General features: G+C 39.0%; 16 protein-coding genes and 1 pseudogene. 9 read left to right on the top strand and 8 right to left on the bottom strand.

Going from position 1 to position 16999, the window contains the following annotated elements; genetic code table 11:
• Positions 1 to 158: 158 nt before the first annotated feature.
• The gene (locus tag CWB66_RS00805; protein WP_138583965.1) at positions 159 to 1037 is read right to left on the bottom strand and encodes a cation diffusion facilitator family transporter; all 879 of its coding nucleotides are present in this window, start codon (positions 1035 to 1037) and stop codon (positions 159 to 161) included.
• Positions 1038 to 1283: 246 nt separating this feature from the next.
• Between CWB66_RS00805 and CWB66_RS00800 the strand changes: the two genes are divergently transcribed.
• From CWB66_RS00800 to CWB66_RS00775, 6 genes are all read left to right on the top strand, one after another.
• Entirely contained in the window at positions 1284 to 1763 is a 480-nt protein-coding gene (locus CWB66_RS00800; RefSeq protein ID WP_138583964.1) for a GNAT family N-acetyltransferase, read from the top strand.
• Positions 1764 to 1777: 14 nt separating this feature from the next.
• Positions 1778 to 2350 (top strand): DUF2753 family protein, encoded by a 573-nt coding sequence (locus CWB66_RS00795; RefSeq protein WP_252371695.1) that lies wholly within the window; start codon positions 1778 to 1780, stop codon positions 2348 to 2350.
• A gap of 12 nt (positions 2351 to 2362) precedes the next feature.
• Entirely contained in the window at positions 2363 to 2974 is a 612-nt protein-coding gene (locus tag CWB66_RS00790; protein ID WP_077535073.1) for a superoxide dismutase, read from the top strand.
• A gap of 74 nt (positions 2975 to 3048) precedes the next feature.
• Positions 3049 to 4401 carry a DNA-3-methyladenine glycosylase 2 family protein gene (locus CWB66_RS00785; RefSeq protein ID WP_138583963.1) on the top strand — a complete coding sequence of 451 codons (1353 nt, stop codon included), beginning with the start codon at positions 3049 to 3051 and terminating at the stop codon, positions 4399 to 4401.
• The gene (locus CWB66_RS00780) at positions 4401 to 4877 is read left to right on the top strand and encodes a methylated-DNA--[protein]-cysteine S-methyltransferase (protein WP_138583962.1); all 477 of its coding nucleotides are present in this window, start codon (positions 4401 to 4403) and stop codon (positions 4875 to 4877) included. The genes CWB66_RS00785 and CWB66_RS00780 overlap by 1 nt, the downstream gene beginning before the upstream one ends.
• Before the next feature lie 48 nt (positions 4878 to 4925).
• On the top strand, positions 4926 to 5519 hold the full coding sequence (locus CWB66_RS00775) for a thymidine kinase (protein WP_138583961.1): 594 nt from the start codon (positions 4926 to 4928) through the stop codon (positions 5517 to 5519).
• On the opposite strand, the gene ltaE is transcribed toward CWB66_RS00775, so the two are convergent.
• Both ltaE and rlmF read right to left on the bottom strand, forming a co-directional pair.
• Positions 5493 to 6497 (bottom strand): low-specificity L-threonine aldolase, encoded by a 1005-nt coding sequence (gene ltaE, locus CWB66_RS00770; protein ID WP_138583960.1) that lies wholly within the window; start codon positions 6495 to 6497, stop codon positions 5493 to 5495. The two genes, CWB66_RS00775 and ltaE, sit on opposite strands and share 27 nt — an antisense overlap.
• 23 nt (positions 6498 to 6520) lie before the next feature.
• Complete coding sequence (rlmF, locus tag CWB66_RS00765; protein ID WP_138583959.1) at positions 6521 to 7453, bottom strand: 23S rRNA (adenine(1618)-N(6))-methyltransferase RlmF; 933 nt, start codon at positions 7451 to 7453, stop codon at positions 6521 to 6523.
• A gap of 128 nt (positions 7454 to 7581) precedes the next feature.
• On the opposite strand from rlmF, the gene CWB66_RS00760 reads away from it, so the two are divergent.
• Entirely contained in the window at positions 7582 to 8490 is a 909-nt protein-coding gene (locus CWB66_RS00760) for an alpha/beta fold hydrolase (protein ID WP_138583958.1), read from the top strand.
• On the opposite strand, the gene CWB66_RS00755 is transcribed toward CWB66_RS00760, so the two are convergent.
• From CWB66_RS00755 to CWB66_RS00745, 3 genes are all read right to left on the bottom strand, one after another.
• The gene (locus CWB66_RS00755) at positions 8487 to 9917 is read right to left on the bottom strand and encodes a tetratricopeptide repeat-containing sulfotransferase family protein (RefSeq protein WP_138583957.1); all 1431 of its coding nucleotides are present in this window, start codon (positions 9915 to 9917) and stop codon (positions 8487 to 8489) included. The genes CWB66_RS00760 and CWB66_RS00755 overlap by 4 nt on opposite strands.
• Before the next feature lie 85 nt (positions 9918 to 10002).
• Positions 10003 to 12579 carry a TonB-dependent receptor plug domain-containing protein gene (locus CWB66_RS00750; protein ID WP_138583956.1) on the bottom strand — a complete coding sequence of 859 codons (2577 nt, stop codon included), beginning with the start codon at positions 12577 to 12579 and terminating at the stop codon, positions 10003 to 10005.
• A 337-nt stretch (positions 12580 to 12916) separates the two neighbouring features.
• Positions 12917 to 13093 carry an oxidoreductase-like domain-containing protein gene (locus CWB66_RS00745; RefSeq protein ID WP_404936257.1) on the bottom strand — a complete coding sequence of 59 codons (177 nt, stop codon included), beginning with the start codon at positions 13091 to 13093 and terminating at the stop codon, positions 12917 to 12919.
• 92 nt (positions 13094 to 13185) lie between these two features.
• On the opposite strand from CWB66_RS00745, the gene CWB66_RS00740 reads away from it, so the two are divergent.
• Positions 13186 to 13608 (top strand): hypothetical protein, encoded by a 423-nt coding sequence (locus tag CWB66_RS00740; protein ID WP_138583955.1) that lies wholly within the window; start codon positions 13186 to 13188, stop codon positions 13606 to 13608.
• Between the two features lie 88 nt (positions 13609 to 13696).
• Positions 13697 to 15061 carry a leucyl aminopeptidase family protein gene (locus CWB66_RS00735; RefSeq protein ID WP_138583954.1) on the top strand — a complete coding sequence of 455 codons (1365 nt, stop codon included), beginning with the start codon at positions 13697 to 13699 and terminating at the stop codon, positions 15059 to 15061.
• Positions 15062 to 15104: 43 nt separating this feature from the next.
• Here the strand turns inward: CWB66_RS00735 and CWB66_RS00730 are convergent.
• A pseudogene (locus CWB66_RS00730) lies at positions 15105 to 15368 on the bottom strand (VOC family protein); the annotation flags it as partial.
• A gap of 89 nt (positions 15369 to 15457) precedes the next feature.
• Positions 15458 to 16537, bottom strand: coding sequence for a ketoacyl-ACP synthase III (locus CWB66_RS00725; RefSeq protein WP_138583953.1), 1080 nt, complete (start codon positions 16535 to 16537; stop codon positions 15458 to 15460).
• Between the last annotated feature and the right edge of the window lie 462 nt (positions 16538 to 16999).

The following is a 16999-nucleotide window of genomic DNA, read 5'->3' as shown; positions in this document are numbered from 1 at the left end:
TTAAATTTATTTTCTCTAGCCAGAGATTTTCAGTGAAAACAAGGCGAATTTACGCGTCAATAGCTGGCCTATTGCAAGTAAATTCAACGCAGTTAGCGTTGAAAATAGCTGCTCGAGATAGATTTATTATCCAGAGTTCAGGTTTATTATTAATACCATTATGTGAGGCTTTTATTTACGATCGATTGGATTTCTATTATGCAATTTTCGATATTAAAATTGTCGTGCAAAAAGCTTTTTACTACGTGTAAATCAACTAGGTGTTGAGTGCTAATAACGAGCTCGCAGTAACTTTCTTTATCATCTAATTGCCAAAGCTTAATACTGATTACCGATTCGATATTAAATTTACTGCAAATAGTATTTGATATTGTGTGTGTATCAATGTTGTTAGGCGCTGCTTGCATTAAAATTTTGCAGCTTTGTTTTAATAGTAAAACGCCATGATAAATTACATAGATAGAAATAAGGACAGTGGCAATTAAATCAACAATATACCATTGATATAAAATAATTAAGGTGCCCGCAATAATGACCACAATAGATGCCATTGCATCTGAGATATTATGAATAAAGGCTGCTTTTATATTAATGCTGTTATTTGCACCAGCACGGTAGGTTAAAAATGCGGTAGCTAAATCAACAACTAATGCGATGGCGGCAACCCATACAACAATCCAGCCATTAATTAGTTGAGGATTTAAGTAACTCGAAACAGACTCAACTATTAAATACCCACCAATTAAAATTAACGTGCTGCTATTAAATAACGTAGCGAGTATTTCAGCACGTTTATAACCAAAATGATGAGTGCCGTCAGCAGGCTTATTGCCTATTTTACGTGCTACCAAGGCTATGAAAATAGCACCAGCATCACTTAAATTATGAAGGGCGTCGGCTATAAGTGATAAACTGCCGGAAAATATCCCGCCAATGACTTGCGCTATGGTCAGTAATACGTTTATGACAACAGCTACCGTAAGCTGTTTATTACTTTGATTTTCGTCTACATGACTATGTGAATGATTGTGTCCCATAAATCCCTCTAAACTATATTTAAAAAGTAGCACTCATAAATTTTAAGTGTAAAACAAGTAAGCGATTATTATTAAAACACGATCAAAGCATGTTTTATAAAACTATTAATGACACTAATTGCTTATGTTTCAAAGCTTTTAAAGCCCAATGCTTGCGTCTCTTCTTATTTAATGCATTATGAAAGTATATTCTCATAGTCCGATTCAGTTTTTAAAATAAAGCAGTATGCCCTAAGGTGAAAAATAATGAACCAGCCAATTATTCGTGATGCACAACCGAGTGACTCAAAAACAATTCTACATTTTATAAATGAATTAGCTATTTATGAAAAAGAACCTGAAGCTGTAAAAACAAGTGAGCAAGCGATACTAGATACGCTATTTTGTGATGGCGCAACTGCGCACAGTATAATTTGTTTAGAGGGGGATGAACCAATTGGTTTTGCAGTCTATTTTTATAATTATTCTACGTGGTTAGGTAAAAACGGCCTGTACCTTGAAGATTTATACGTAAGCCCAGATAGCCGTGGCAATGGCGCTGGCAAAGCGATTATGAAACATTTAGCTAATAAGGCCATTAGTAATAATTGTGGTCGTTTTGAATGGGTAGTGCTTGATTGGAACAAACCCGCTATCGATTTCTACAACAGCATAGGCGCAAAGCCTCAAAACGAATGGATTATATATCGCTTAACAGGGCAGGAATTGTTAGATTTCGCCAAATAGTTAATGAAAATCATTTGCATTTACACTGTTGGGTGTGTAAGTTAAATACACACTCAATAATTAAACGTGCAGATGATTATATGATCTCAAGTCAAAAACAAACTCACCCAGATTTACTCTATCTTGAGCATGCATTAAGTCCTTGGCAGTCGAACATAATGCAAGGTAATTATGCATTTGAACAAGGTGCACTACTCGAAGCCCGCGATAAATACTTATTAGCCAAAACACTTGCAGATCATCTTCTTGAGCAGTTTTTATATGCACAAATTAATAATAATGTCATTCATGCTATTGAGCATTGTATACCCGCACTTGTTGTTGCGTCGCATAATTTAGCTGATACCTATATAGCTATGCAACAGCCTGAAAATGCATGCAAATGGCTATGCGAAGTACACTTAACACTCTCTTCATTAATTAAGCATCCTCATTACGATATACAAAAAGTGAGTAAGCACCATTACATTAAAACTTCCTCTGAACTTGTATCATTTGCACGCAGGTACCCTTCTTTTCCAGAACTGATTGAGCAAGTTAATTTTTGTTTAAGCTCAAACACACCTTCAAACAAACAATTGCACTAAAAAGGACTATTTATGACGTTTACTTTACCTAAACTAGATTATGAATACGATGCACTAGAACCTCATATTGATAGTAAAACGATGCATATTCATCATACTTTGCACCATCAAACGTATATCAATAAAGCCAATGCTGCTTTAGCAGATACTGTATATGAAAACGTAAATGCTGAAAAATTACTTAAGGGAATAAACAGCCTGCCTAGTAATTTGCAAAAAGCAGTACAAGAGCATGTAGGAGGGCATTTTAATCACAGTTTATTTTGGCAAGTAATGAGCCCACAAGCCACAGGTGAACCTGAAGGTAGTGTTGCTCAGGCAATAAATGAACAGTTAGGCAGTTTTGATAAGTTTAAAGACCAATTTACTGCTGCTGCAATTAGCCAATTTGGCAGTGGTTGGGCATGGCTATGTGTGACCCCAGATAAAAAGTTGATTGTAGAAAATAGCGCTAATCAAGATTGCCCTTTAATGCAGGGCAATACCCCTATTTTGGGTCTTGATGTATGGGAACATGCCTATTATTTGAAGTATCAAAATAAACGTCCTGACTATATCGCCGCTTTTTATAATGTAATTAATTGGCAAGAAGTACAAAGGCGTTATTTATTGGCTATTGGTTGAGTGCCGAATATGGCTAGTAATGTAAGTTTTTTTGTATAAGCTAGGCTCTATAAGGTTAATTTATAGGGCCGTTTATGGACACTTCACATTGGCAAAAAGCACGTCAGAGTCGCGATCCTCGTTTTGACGGGCTTTTTTACGTCGCGGTAAAAAGTACCGGTATTTATTGCAGGCCTATTTGCCCTGCACCAACGGCTCACGAAAAAAACGTTGCTTATTATCAGTATGCCCATAACGCGGCGCAAGATGGCTTTAGACCTTGCATTCGTTGCAGGCCCGACAGTGCACCAGGCAGCGCTGCTTGGCAAGGTACAAAAACCACAGCTCTGAGGGCTAAGCAATTAGTTGATCAGCAAGATGAACACGACTGCGAAAAATTAGCAGCTCGTTTAGGTATAAGTAGTCGTTATTTAAGGCAGTTGTTTAAGCAGTATTTTGGTGTGTCGATTACGCAATATCGATTATTTAACCAATGTCATTTTGCTAAAAAGCTGATTCAAGAAACACATTTACCCTTAACCGAAATAGCGTTTGCTGCTGGCTTTAAAAGCATTAGGCGCTTTAATGATGCATTTTTGCAGCAATTAAATATAGCTCCCTCGAAGCTGCGCAGTGGCGATAAAAAACCAACGTCAACACTCACATTAACCTTACCATTTAGGCCGCCCTATAATTGGCCTGCTTTGCAGTCCTTTTTACAAAGGCGCTTGATCAAACCAATGGAGTGGATAACGCAAACGAGCTACGGGCGTACTTTTGCAAGTGAGAAATATAAAGGAAGCTTTACCGCTAAATTTATAGCGAGTAAAAACCACTTTAGTGTATCTATCAATATAGACAATACGGCGTACTTACAACCTGTTATAAATAATATACGTCGTGTGCTTGATTTAGACGCCGACATTAATTTAATTCAAACGCATTTAAGCGCCAATATAAACAATGCGTTTACAGTGTGTGAAGGGCTCAGGCTTCCAGGGATTTGGTCAAGTTTTGAAGCCGGAATAAGAGCGGTACTTGGGCAACAAGTGAGTGTTACTGCGGCGCATAATTTAGTAACAAAGTTAGTTGATGAATTAGGTGAAAAAGAGGGCAATGCTATTTACTTCCCCGCAGCTGAAGTTGTTGTTAATAGTGATTTTGCCTTTTTTAAAATGCCACAAGCGCGCAAAAATGCGCTGCATAATTTAGCGCAGTTCTGTGCGCTAAACCCTCAAAACGACGATTTAGACGAATGGCTTAGTTTAAAGGGAATTGGCCCTTGGACGGTAAATTATGCAAAGCTGCGAGGGCAAAGCCAACCTGATATATTACTTGATGGCGATTTGGGTGTTAAAAAAGCTCAAGCGGCGGCAAATCCTTTTGAGCCTGCTAATTGCGCTCCTTTTCGCTCTTACTTAACCTTTCAACTTTGGCAGCAATTATAATGATAATTCAAACATCAATTTCAAGCCCAATAGACGACATAATTATTCAGGCAACCGATAAAGGTGTCAGTTACGTTGGTTTTTACCCACCAGTTGAACACCCTCATACGCCATTTGAGCGAGTCACTAACAAGGCGGTGCTTATTTGCGCTGCACAGTTAAACGAGTACTTTGCAAAAAAGCGTACTACGTTTGATGTACCACTTGATACAAAGGGGACGGTATTTCAGCAAAGTGTATGGCAAGCACTATTAACAGTTCCTTTTGGGCAGTCGCAAACATACGGCTATATTGCTAACCAACTCAATAACCCGAAAGCAGTAAGGGCGGTAGGCGCTGCGAATGGTAAAAACCCGATTAGTATTATTGTACCGTGCCACCGAATTATTGGCGCAAATGCAAAGTTGACCGGTTATGCGGGAGGTTTGGATAGAAAACGCTGGTTATTGAAACATGAAGGGTTAAATTTGTATTAATTTAATATTAAGGTAGCATAAGCGCACTTTTTATAAAATGGCACTGCAATGGCTCAATTATACTTTTACTACTCTGCAATGAATGCGGGTAAATCAACCACGTTATTACAATCTGCATTTAATTATAAAGAACGTGGCATGGAACCTGTGATCCTTACTGCTGCTATTGATGATAGACAAGGCGTAGGTAAAGTATCGTCTCGTATTGGTTTACAAGCTGATGCGCATGTATTTGATGCTAGCAAAGATGTATTTAACCTTATTCAATCACTCCATAATGATAAAAAGCGCCACTGTGTGTTGGTCGATGAATGTCAATTTTTATCAAAAGAACAAGTCATGCAATTAACCGATGTGGTTGATGAGTTAGGTATACCTGTGCTGTGCTATGGCTTGCGTAACGATTTTAGAGGCGAGCTATTTGTAGGGTCGCAATACTTGCTTGCGTGGGCTGATAAGTTAGTAGAGCTTAAAACTGTATGCCATTGTGGACGAAAAGCTAACCATGTACTGCGTACAGATGAAAACGGTGAAGCAATAGCCGATGGCAATCAAGTAGAAATTGGCGGCAATGACCGATATGTTTCGGTATGCCGCAAACATTATAAAGCCGCGTTAAATATGGGCCGACAAAGTAGTTAAAAATGTATCAATATCTTCGCGGGTAATATCTAAATGCGTTACTAGCCTAAGCTGCTTACTTGGGCTAAATAATATGCCTTGTTGTTTAAGTGTTTGAGCAATCTCTTTGATGTTTTTACTACTAGCGTACGTTGCATAAACCATGTTAGTGGTGTTGCTCATATCGACAGTAAAACCATTCAGTTCACTTAATTTTTGAGCCAAATATCGTGCATTAGCATGATCGTTACTCAAACGATTAACATTATATTCGAGTGCGTATTGGCCAGCCGCTGCAAGTATGCCGGCTTGGCGCATACCACCGCCAAGTACTTTTCTCCATCGCCTTGCTTTATTAATAAGCGCTTGCGAGCCTAATAATAAAGACCCAACGGGGGCGCCTAAGCCTTTTGATAAACAAATAGAAACTGAATCAAAGTGTTTTGTAATTTCAGTGATATCAACATTTAGCTCAATAGCTGCATTAAATGCACGAGCGCCATCTAAGTGCAGTGCTAAATTATGTGTATTAACAAAGTCGCGTGCTTGGGCTAAGTATTCAAGAGGAAGTACTTTTCCGCCAATAGTATTTTCTAGGCTGAGCAAGCGAGTTTTAGCAAAGTGGCAATCATCTGGTTTTATTGCTGCCGTAATTTTTGTAAAACAAATACTGCCGTCTTTTTCATTTTCGATAGGCTGTGGTTGAACAGACCCTAAAACGGCTGCGCCGCCACCTTCAAACTTATAATTATGTGCATTTTGGCCACAAATGTATTCGTCACCTCGCTCACAATGCGCCATTAATGCAAGCAAGTTAGCTTGTGTGCCGGAGCTGCAAAAAATTGCAGATTCAAAATTAAAACGCTTACATGCATAGACTTCTAGTTGGTTTACGCTTTCATCATCACCATATACATCGTCACCAACCGGTGCGTTATACATAATATCGCGCATTGCTTTTGTTGGTTTAGTCACTGTGTCAGAACGAAAATCTATCATGATGGCTTTATCCTTTTTATAGCTTAAGCAAGCTCACTACATATTTGTTCACGGGTTTCTTTATCAAAATAGGTCCATGCAATAAAGCGGCTAATTTTTTGACCTTGTGCCATATCAACTATTTTATATTGTGCTATTGGGTGAGCTTTTAATACTTCTTCAAGGGCTGCAATATTATCTTTTTTAGACACCAAAGACGTAAACCAAAGTACCTGCTCTGCAACGCTTTCGCTTTCTTTGATCATATTGGAGATAAATTGAACTTCACCGCCTTCACACCATAATTCATTATTATGACCACCAAAATTTAGCGTGCTACTGGGGGCTTTTCCTAAGTTTTTCCATTTACGCTCACTGCCTTTGGTTGCTTCTTCCTCACTTGCATGAAACGGCGGATTACAGAGTGTTAAATGGTATAAATCTTTTTGGTTAATAACGCCTTTAAAAATATGAGATGCATTTTTTTGTTGTTTTAGAGTTATTTTTAAACCATTAAACTGGGCAATTTGTTTTGCTATTTTTACTGAGGCTACATCAATATCAGTGCCCGTAAAGTGCCACTTATATTCACTTGTACCAGTAAGCGGATAAACCAAGTTAGCGCCAGTACCAATATCAAGCACCTTAATTTGCTTACCTAGCGGTATTTGTTGTTGATTATCATCACTTAATAAGTCAGCTAAGTAATGAATATAATCAACACGACCTGGAATGGGTGGGCATAAGTTATGCTCAGGAATATCCCAAAAATCAATATTATAGTGTGCTTTTAAAAGTGCTTGGTTTAGTGTTTTAACGGCTTTGTTATCACTAAAATCAATGCTTTTAGTGCCCGCTGGTGTCGTTATAACAAAAGGCAGTAGAGCAGGAAGTGCTGCTGTTAATAAATCAAAGTCGTAGCCATTTTTATGTAGGTTACGAGGGTGTAATTTTGAGCGTGTTTTATTTTCTTTCATGGCTTAATTTTAACAACAGATATGATGTGGCAATTGTAACAAATGCTGGTGAGTAAAGTGCAGACATTTTCTTTGGTATCGCGGATATTGCTGGTAGGATGAGTTGGTAAAAATAAAAAGGAACAACCGTGGCCATTTCTCAGCAATCAATAGCAATCAATTTTACAGCTCAGCAAACACTACACTTACGTCGTATAGCCGATGATAACCAGCAAGGGCCTGTGGTGTTTTTTATGCATGGGGCTGTAGAAAACGGAAAAATATTTTACACGCACTCTAATAAAGGACTTGCCCCTTTTTTAGCCGAGCACGGTTATCGATGCTATGTGGCTGATTTACGTGGACGAGGTGATAGCAAGCCCGTTATTTCGGGTGAATCTGAATATGGACAAACAGAAGCTATTTTGGAAGATATTCCAGCTTTTATTAATCAAATAGAAGTGATTGAAGGTAAAAAACCCGACTATTGGGTCGCTCACTCTTGGGGGGGGGTGTTGATGAACAGTGTATTCGCACGATTCCCTGATTACATAAATAACGTCAAGGCCTGTGTTTATTTTGGCTCTAAGCGCTCATTGTTTAACAACCATCCTAAAAAGTTACTGCAAGCCAATTTTATTTGGTATTTTATGGCACCTATACTGGCTAAAAAGCATGGCTATTTAAATGCTAAAGGTTATAAGTGGGGCAGTGATAATGAAACTCAAAAGTCGCACTTTCAAAGTATGCAGTGGGCTAAAAAAACACCGTGGATAGACTCTGATGATAACTTTGATTATGCAACCACTATTAGTAATCTGCATTTGCCACCTACGCTACATATTGCTGCAGTAAACGATAAGGCATTAGCGCAGCCAATTGATATTCAAAAGTTCATGGATGAATCAGGGCTGGGGGTTCAAAAAATGCGTATTTATGGCCGTAAACATGGGCATAATTTTGATTACGATCATATTAATATGCTCACGCACCCACGTGCGCGTGATGATCAATTTAAAGATTTACTTAATTGGTTTAATGCGCACCCTACAAGTTAACTTCCATCAAGTAATTCAAGTAGGGGCGTTTTATAACGCTCCCATTTTGCAATGGCTAAACGATTAATCGGCTCTCGAATAGCATGCTTGCTAAGAGTGGTAACCGCCGATTTGCGCTTATAAAATGCTAAACAATTTTCTTCAAAGGAGCAATCTAAAAAGTTAAGTAATGCAGTTAGTTGCTGTTTTGGGTTGTTTACTAATGCTTCGTAACTGATGTTGTAAATTGGCATACCTTTAAGCGATTGCCAATGAAGCATTAGTTTTTCGTATAATGCATGATATTGCTTAAACTCTACAAGAGAGCAAAAGTAAGGTTCATTTTCTGCGAAATAATTACTAAGTATAGAAAAAGCAGTCGCATTAAAATCGCGTGTTAAATTTATAAATTTAGCATTTGGAAACAACACATAAATAAGGCCAAGTGATTGATAGTTACTTGGTAACTTATTTATTATAAATGGCTTAATAGGTGTGACGGTTTTTAGTGCATTTATATAAATGTCACGTGCTTTGCTAATTAGCTCAGGTGTTAAGTGTTTTAAGCATTGAGGGTATGAAACTGCCGTCTTTTGCTCTAAAAATGCAACCACATTACCGACACTCGAGCTCTCTCCAATGCTTGAATATTGGCTGTGATTTGCCAGCATTTGCTCCAGCAAAGTAGAGCCACTGCGGGGCATACCAATTATAAATACTGGGGTGATTTGGCTAATTAATTGCTTATCGCAGCTGTTTATAAATGAGCGCGTGTTGTGTTTAATTATTTCATCGTAAAAGGGGCTGAGCTCATCAGTATTAAAGTTACTTAACTTGTGTTGTAACTTATTGGCGAGCACAAAATAGCTAAATGCTTGTTCAGTATCATCAAGCTTGTCATAGCTTTTGCCCAGCGCGTAATAGCACACCATTTTAAGGTGTAAGTTATTAGTTTGGGTTAATAAATGATGCAACTTACTTATATAATTATGATTTTTGTCAAAACGTCCTAATTGGACTAATTCAAATAAAATATAGGCAGTAACAGGGTGAACACCTATACTAAGTGCATGTGCAAAAGTGCTATGCGCTTTATCTAAATTGCCATGAGTTAGATAGTGTTGTGCTAAATAATAATGAGGTTCAGGGTTATTGGTTGCTATGCTTTGTGCATACTCAAGGACGGTTAATGCATCTTTAGGTGAGTTAACTCCATTAAACGCATCAGCTAACGCATTTAATGGCTCAAGCATACGCGGTAGACGTTCACATGCTTTTTGCAGTACATACACCGCTGCATCAAAACGCGCTAACCTTAATGCTATTTTACCTAAGCCGAATAAGGCTTCACCATTGTCAGGATCGCTTTTTAACAGTGCTTTATAGTGAAACTCTGCTTCTTTGAGTTTGCCTTGCTCGAGTAGTTGATTCGCTTTTTTAAGTAGCATAACTGCGCATTGATTTTTTTATTTACTATAAAATAAAAAAGGCGAAATGTCTTAACATTTCGCCTTAACTGTTTATGCAAAGGTGTTAGAAAGTATATGTCGCTTTTGCATAGTAAAAACCGCCGTTAATACCAAACGGAGATGTTTCGTAATACTTACCGCCCCAGTTATTATTCGGCGCACCGGCTGCTTCGGCAAAATCAAGTTTTTCAGCATCTTGATCAAACAGGTTTTGAGCGCCTAAAGAAAAACTAATAGACTCATTCATAAAGTACGTGATTTCAGCATCAACGGTAATGGCTGCATCAGCTGTTTTGGCTGTTGCATCATAATCCACGTGAACGCCTTGGTATTCACCGTAGTAGTTTAGGCGAGTGAATGCTGAGATAGATTCCCATTGTTGAGCCCATGTAAATGTAGCGCGATGGTTTGGTAAATCTTCTTCTAAGCGTTTGACTTTAAATGGGCCTGTGATGTTGCTGAATTTGGTTACTTCAGTTTCATTCCAGTTATATGCAAGGCTAAGTGTAGAGCTACCGCCTAAGATATCTGCAGTATAATTAGCTACAACATCAATGCCTTGCGTTGTCGTGTCAAAGTCATTAGTAAAAAAGCTAACTTGAGCAAGGCCTTCAACATTAGGTACACCCGCAGCAGTAAGAGAGTCTTTATCTGCTTGGCTTAGTGTTATTTTTTCAGATTGGCTAATCCGATCATCTACCTGAATATTGTAGTAATCAACAGTTAAAAATAAATCGCCAAGGGTGTAAACAGCACCAAATGTATAACTTTGTGATTCTTCAGGTTCAAGCTCTGTACCACCTAGTTGAATTGCAACTGGATTCGTTGGTGGTAGTAAGGCTGAGTCTCTAAGTACACCTTCACTTAAGTTTGTTTGTACATTACTTACATTTGCTTGACCAACGGTAGGCGCTCGAAAACCTGTACTTACCGAACCACGTATATTTAAGTCTTCTGTTACATGGTACTGCGCCATTACTTTATAGTTTGTTGTTGTGCCAAAGCTGTCGTAATCTTCAAAACGAACGGCTAAGCCCATTAAAAACTCTTCGGTAAACGGTGCTTCAATATCTACAAATACAGCGTAATTGCGGCGAGAAAACTCACCTGCTTGAGATGGTTTAAAACCAGGGAAACCGTTAGAGCCTATGCCAAAGCCTTGAGATGTTAATGGGCCTGCAGTGTATGATGCTTCATCACCCGCTATGATAGTGAATGTTTCTTCATGCCACTCTAGACCGCCGGCAATGTTTACATCGTAAGCAAGGTCAAAATCAAACCCTTTAGATAAGTCTAAATTAAAGTTCTTTTCTAATTGTTCGTATTTACCTGGGCTAAAATCACGAGGTGTGTCAGGACCTAATGACGCATTTACTGTGTTATAGATAAAATAACGAGATTCATTTAGTCCAACAGTACCGCTTAAATCATAAAGTACATCTTTTAAGAAGCCACTAGTAAATTCACCTTTAGTACCAATAGTTAAAGAGGTATCGGTGATGTTGCCGCCAAAATTTGGTGTAAAACCACCCGGTAGCATTTCGTTAAAGGCAAAACAGTTTGGGTTATTAGCAACCCCACTTATGTAGTCTGGGTTATTTAAAACGTTATCGTCAATTGCGATAGTCGGGCAATTGCCACTCATATCGTCAGTTAAATCTGCTATCAGTAGAGTGCCTCCGTCATCGTTTGAATACACACCTGAACGAGTATGCGGATTTCGGTAATAAAAACCACCACGTACATCACGCTCAGAGTAGTTACCAAACATGTAAAACTCAGAGTCGTTAGTTAGCTCTAGACCAACATTACCAAAAATTGAAATATCGTCATTTACCTCAGGTGCGCCCCAAACTTGAGCCAGAGGAGATACATCTGGTACACCCGCAGCAGAGAGTGCCGCAGCATCTGGTCGTTGTACTGAACGGCTTGTTGCATCAGACGTTTTATACTGAAAGCTTAAATTAGCAAAACCGCTGTCGGTAAAGGGTAAGCCAACGTTTCCAGAAATTTGAGTTGTGTCGCCATCACCTTCGTAATATTGACCATGACGTACTTCTAACTTACCGCCTTCTGAGGCATCTTTTAGTTGGAAGTTCATTACACCGGCAATTGCATCAGAACCATACTGTGCAGCAGCGCCATCACGAAGTACTTCGACCTGCTTAATTGCAATGCTTGGAATAACTGAAATGTCAGCACCTTGTGCGCCATCATTAATACCACCGCCTAAAAATGCGATTACAGATGCACGATGACGACGTTTGCCGTTTAAAAGAATTAGCGTGCTGTCTGAAGGTAAGCCTCGTAAATTAGCAGGGCGAACAAGGGATGCCGCATCACTAATTGGATTTTGATGAACATTAAAAGAAGGTACTGAGCCTTTTAAAAGCTCAAGCATGTCGGTGTTGCCTGATTTTTCAAGCTCTTCACCGCCAATAATATCAATAGGAACGGGTGAGTCACCGATTGAACGAGGAGCTGAACGCGTACCGACTACGGCAATTTTCTCTACATTTTTGTTCACTTTAACTTGTTGTTCATCGGCTGCAATAGCTGAACTTGAAATAAACAACCCTGCAGTTGTTGTAGCTAGAGCAAATTTTATTGCTTGGTTTAGCGCATTGTTTTTTAATTTCATTCTAATTTTCCCCAGTTAGAATAATTTTTACTTCGATGTTAAATTTCTCATCATTTATTTTTCAACCTCACTATTAGTGCATATTAATTTGAGGTTTTAGCCTCTAAAGTTTAATTAATTAAGCAACCTTTAGTAACGTTGTATCTACAGACTATAGATAAAAAACAAGGAGAGCAATTGCTAATTAACCGTTTTATAACAAAAAAGTTAACTTAGTAACTGTATGCAATAATGATTCAAGGTGAAGGGGGAAACGAAGCGAATGGGTGAAATTGCAGAGTAAAAAGAATTATTAATGCAAGGTTGGGTTTTCAATGTTGCTTTTTTGTTTCTTTACTTAGACTTTTTTAGTTGTTTTTTCAGAGGTTTGCGCATTACGCCACGCTGCTAATTTTTCTTTGTACTCATCCCATACACAGGGACAGCAACTGCCTCCACCGCAACATTCATCAGATTTTGGTCGCTCAGGCTTGATTGTTAGAAGCGTTGTATTTGGTTGCATAAAAGGTTTCATCTAGGCACTCATTGTGTACAAAGAATAAAGTAACGCTTCAGATAAGTAAATTATTCTTTGTGAACGAGAAGGGCTGTGTGAAAATGCCCGTTATGCGATTATATAAAGTTATTCACCGTGCACCGTGGCGGGTAGTTAAAATTAGTAAAAAGCGCCAACAGCTGCGTTTTCGCCGTGCTATGGTGGCGCTTAAAATAGCACTTGCGCAAGAAAAACAAGAAACAAAAGAAATGCTCTCAATTTATAGGCGCTATACTCAAGGGCAGACGAATAAAGCAGAATTAAAACGCGCTAATGAACAGTTTGTTGATATTTTAAAAGGGCTAGGTTTAGGCGTATTTGCCGTTTTACCTTTTGCACCGCTTACAATTCCTTTAGTGGTAAAGCTCGGTCGTATAGTGGGTGTTGATGTGTTGCCAAGCTCGTTTAGTATGAACAAATCAATTAAAGAACTTGACGCTGAAATAAGTCACGAAAATCAAAAAAAAGCTCACAACGAGTCATTAAAAAAGTAATCTAATGTAACCTCAAATTAGCGATACCTTTTAAGTGTGCTTATTGATATGCTCTTAAGTACCATTTTTATATTATACGAGCTATTTAATGAGTGCATTACTTCGTCATACTTCTTCTGGTATTCCTTTATCATTTATTCTCAAAAACGAATTATCTGACTGGCAAACTCAGCAATCTGCGTTTATACAAAACTGGTTAAACAACACAGGCTTTGAAAAGCAAGGATTAGCGCTAATCCCTGATGCCAAAACTGGCGAATTAAGTCACGTTGTTTGCCTTATGCAAAGTAGTGATGATTTTTGGGCTGCGGGTAATTTAGCAAATACATTGCCAATGGGTACTTATCAAATTCAAGGTGATAATGTATTAGTAGAGCACGTTGCTTTAGGGTTTGTGCTTGGTGGGTACGAATTTAGTGAATACAAAGAAAAGCCAACAGCAAAAGCGCAATTAGCCATTAGCGATAAAGCCATGTATGAGCGTGTTAGTCAGCAAGCTGATGCTATTACACTTGCACGCGATTTAGTGAATACCCCAGCTGTGGATATGATGCCGCAGCATTTATCGCAAGTAATGGAAGATTTAGCCGCAACGTACAATGGTGAATTTTCGCAGTGGATTGGCGATGAACTACTAGAGCAAAACTACCCAACTATTCATATGGTGGGTCGTGCAAGCGAAAACAAACCGCGTTTACTCGATTTAAAATGGGGTGCAACAGATGCTCCATTAATTGCACTAGTAGGTAAGGGCGTATGTTTTGACTCCGGCGGACTTGATTTAAAACCAAGCTCTGGCATGCGCAATATGAAAAAAGACATGGGCGGTGCTGCGCATGTTATTGCACTAGCACAGCTTATTATGGCAGCCAACTTACCAATTAGACTACGCGTGCTTGTCCCTGCGGTAGAAAACGCTGTATCGCGTAATGCATTTCGCCCAGGCGATGTTGTTAAAACACGTAAAGGTATTATGGTCGAAATTGATAATACTGACGCAGAAGGGCGCCTAGTCTTGTGTGATGCGTTAAGTGAAGCTCAAAACGACAAACCAGATCTAATTATTGATTTTGCAACCCTTACTGGTGCATGTCGTGTTGCACTGGGTACTGAGCTTCCTGGCTTTTTCTCAACAGAGCGCGATGTAGCAAATGGTATTATTGATGCCGGTTTAAGTGTATATGATCCTGTTTGGCAACTTCCGTTATTTGAGCAATACAAAAGCTTTTTGAAAAGTGATGTAGCCGATATGGCTAACTGCGCAAGCACACCGTTTGGTGGTGCAATTACTGCTGCACTTTACTTAAAAGAATTTGTTGAACCAACAACACCGTGGGTACACTTTGATGTAATGGCATGGAACTTACGTGCATTACCAGGTCGTCCAACCGGTGGTGAGGCATTAGGTATTCGAGCTGTATTTACTTACCTACAAAATCGTTTTAATAAGTAAGTTTTTAATTCAATAGTAAGTGCATAATTTGAGCTTATGAGTATTAAACCTCATACAGCTCAAGTGGTAAATTGTCTGGATCGGCAAAAAAGGTAAACTTTTTGCCGGTTATTTCATCCACTCTAATATCCTCAACGTTTACATCGCACGACTCTAAATACGTTTTTGCAATCTGTACATCCGCTACCTTAAAAGCTAAATGTCTTAAGCCTTGTGCTTCGGGATAGCTTGGTCTCGTAGGTGCGCCATCAAACGAAAATAACTCTATTTGACTGCCATCAGGCATGGCTAAATCTAATTTATATGAACGACCACAAGTGTATAAAACAGGTGCTTATTAAAAGCAAAAACGCACTTAATTAAGTGCGTTTTATATGTGGCTTACTACATGTTTTGTTAGCTTGGCTCAGCGTCTTTACACGCTTTAACGGCCGGCGCTACAAGTTCTAAACCTGTTTTATTACACGGTGGTAATACTGCATCGCTTACATTAATAGGCGTTACACGATCGCCCCATTTTATGTAACTTGCAGCCCACGTAAGACCTGCTCCAAACGCAGCAGACATTATATTAGAATGCGGCTTAATTAACCCTTGTTCAACCGCTTCACATAGTGCAATGGCAATTGTTGCAGCTGAGGTATTGCCATACTCACCAATGTTTACCATCACTTTTTCATCAGGTACTTTTAAACGGTGCTGAATAGCTTGAATAATGCGTAAGTTTGCTTGGTGAGGAACTAATACGTTTATATCATCTAAGCTTAAATTTGCTTGCTGAAGTACATCATCACACGCTTCACTCATGCCTTTTACAGCGCGTTTAAAAATTTCACGCCCTTCAAATAACAAATCTGATGGGCCAATTGGTTCATATTTATTTAAATTGCTACCAAAATTTGTGATGTGTAGAATATCGCGATCTTCACTATCGCACCCTGTTTTAGTTGCAAGCAAACCGGCTGGTGTATCTGCTGCTTCAAGTACGACTGCACCTGCGCCATCACCAAACAAAACAGCGCTATCACGGCGCGCCCAGTTCACATACCAAGTCATGCGCTCAGCGGCAATGACCACCGCTTTTTTGATCATACCCGCTTGAATTTGTGCTGTAGCGGCTTGTATCGCATATAAAAAGCCAGAACATGCCGCGTTAGTATCCATAGCAGCTGCGCCTATAGCACCAATATTTTTTTGTACTTGTGAGGCGGTATTTGCCACAACCGTGGAAGGTGTACAAGTTGCTAATATTACTAAATCAATATCTTTTGGATCAACGCCAGCACATGCAATTGCATGTTTTGCTGCAATGGTCGCTAAATCGGCAGTACTTACATGACTCACGCGACGTGATTTAATGCCTGTACGCGTGGTTATCCACTCATCGGTGGTATCAACTATTTCACTAATTTCGTCGTTGCTAATGCTTGCTGGTGGAATGCATTTACCCCAACCAGTGATGTGTGCGTAAGACATGGTATGCTCTCTTAAAAGTGGTCTGACGTGTGTTACTAATAGGGATGTTATATCAAAAATTGCCTTTCAAGACTAGTTTATAAGGTGTTTTCCCCCGTAATAAATTGTAATGAAAGGCAATCTATAAATAAGTTGATTTAAAAAAGAGCAAATGCGAATTACAATGTTAGTGTTTAGGTTGTTATTTGTTGCTTAGCTGTTGACAGGCAGGCAGTATCAGCGATTATGATACTTAACTAATAATAGTAATCGTATGCTCAAATACTGTGCAATACGTTGGTATAGCTAGGGCGTGTTGACCTTTCGTGATTGATTTTGCAGCAGACTGTTTGGTATTTAGGCAAGGCAGAGCCTGTGTAGTGTGGTTATTCCCCATAAATAGGCGATAACGCAGCATAAATGCCAAAAATGAGCAGCCCAGTTATCACGAACTCGTCACGAGTCACCCTAGGTTGCGGGATT

The sequence above is a fragment of the Pseudoalteromonas sp. S558 genome (assembly GCF_005886635.1).
Taxonomy (GTDB): Bacteria; Pseudomonadota; Gammaproteobacteria; order Enterobacterales; family Alteromonadaceae; genus Pseudoalteromonas; species Pseudoalteromonas aliena.
Note: the sequence above shows the minus strand (reverse complement) of the source record. Positions and strands in the feature narration are given on the sequence as shown.

Coding starts and splice junctions, on each gene's coding strand:
- CWB66_RS00775 (WP_138583961.1), top strand. CDS start 4,926: ATGGCTCAATTATACTTTTACTACTCTGCAATGAATGCGGGTAAATCA.
- CWB66_RS00740 (WP_138583955.1), top strand. CDS start 13,186: ATGCGATTATATAAAGTTATTCACCGTGCACCGTGGCGGGTAGTTAAA.
- CWB66_RS00790 (WP_077535073.1), top strand. CDS start 2,363: ATGACGTTTACTTTACCTAAACTAGATTATGAATACGATGCACTAGAA.
- CWB66_RS00725 (WP_138583953.1), bottom strand. CDS start 16,537: ATGTCTTACGCACACATCACTGGTTGGGGTAAATGCATTCCACCAGCA.
- CWB66_RS00735 (WP_138583954.1), top strand. CDS start 13,697: ATGAGTGCATTACTTCGTCATACTTCTTCTGGTATTCCTTTATCATTT.
- ltaE (WP_138583960.1), bottom strand. CDS start 6,497: ATGATAGATTTTCGTTCTGACACAGTGACTAAACCAACAAAAGCAATG.
- CWB66_RS00755 (WP_138583957.1), bottom strand. CDS start 9,917: ATGCTACTTAAAAAAGCGAATCAACTACTCGAGCAAGGCAAACTCAAA.
- CWB66_RS00780 (WP_138583962.1), top strand. CDS start 4,401: ATGATAATTCAAACATCAATTTCAAGCCCAATAGACGACATAATTATT.
- rlmF (WP_138583959.1), bottom strand. CDS start 7,453: ATGAAAGAAAATAAAACACGCTCAAAATTACACCCTCGTAACCTACAT.
- CWB66_RS00785 (WP_138583963.1), top strand. CDS start 3,049: ATGGACACTTCACATTGGCAAAAAGCACGTCAGAGTCGCGATCCTCGT.
- CWB66_RS00750 (WP_138583956.1), bottom strand. CDS start 12,579: ATGAAATTAAAAAACAATGCGCTAAACCAAGCAATAAAATTTGCTCTA.
- CWB66_RS00800 (WP_138583964.1), top strand. CDS start 1,284: ATGAACCAGCCAATTATTCGTGATGCACAACCGAGTGACTCAAAAACA.
- CWB66_RS00805 (WP_138583965.1), bottom strand. CDS start 1,037: ATGGGACACAATCATTCACATAGTCATGTAGACGAAAATCAAAGTAAT.
- CWB66_RS00745 (WP_404936257.1), bottom strand. CDS start 13,093: ATGAAACCTTTTATGCAACCAAATACAACGCTTCTAACAATCAAGCCT.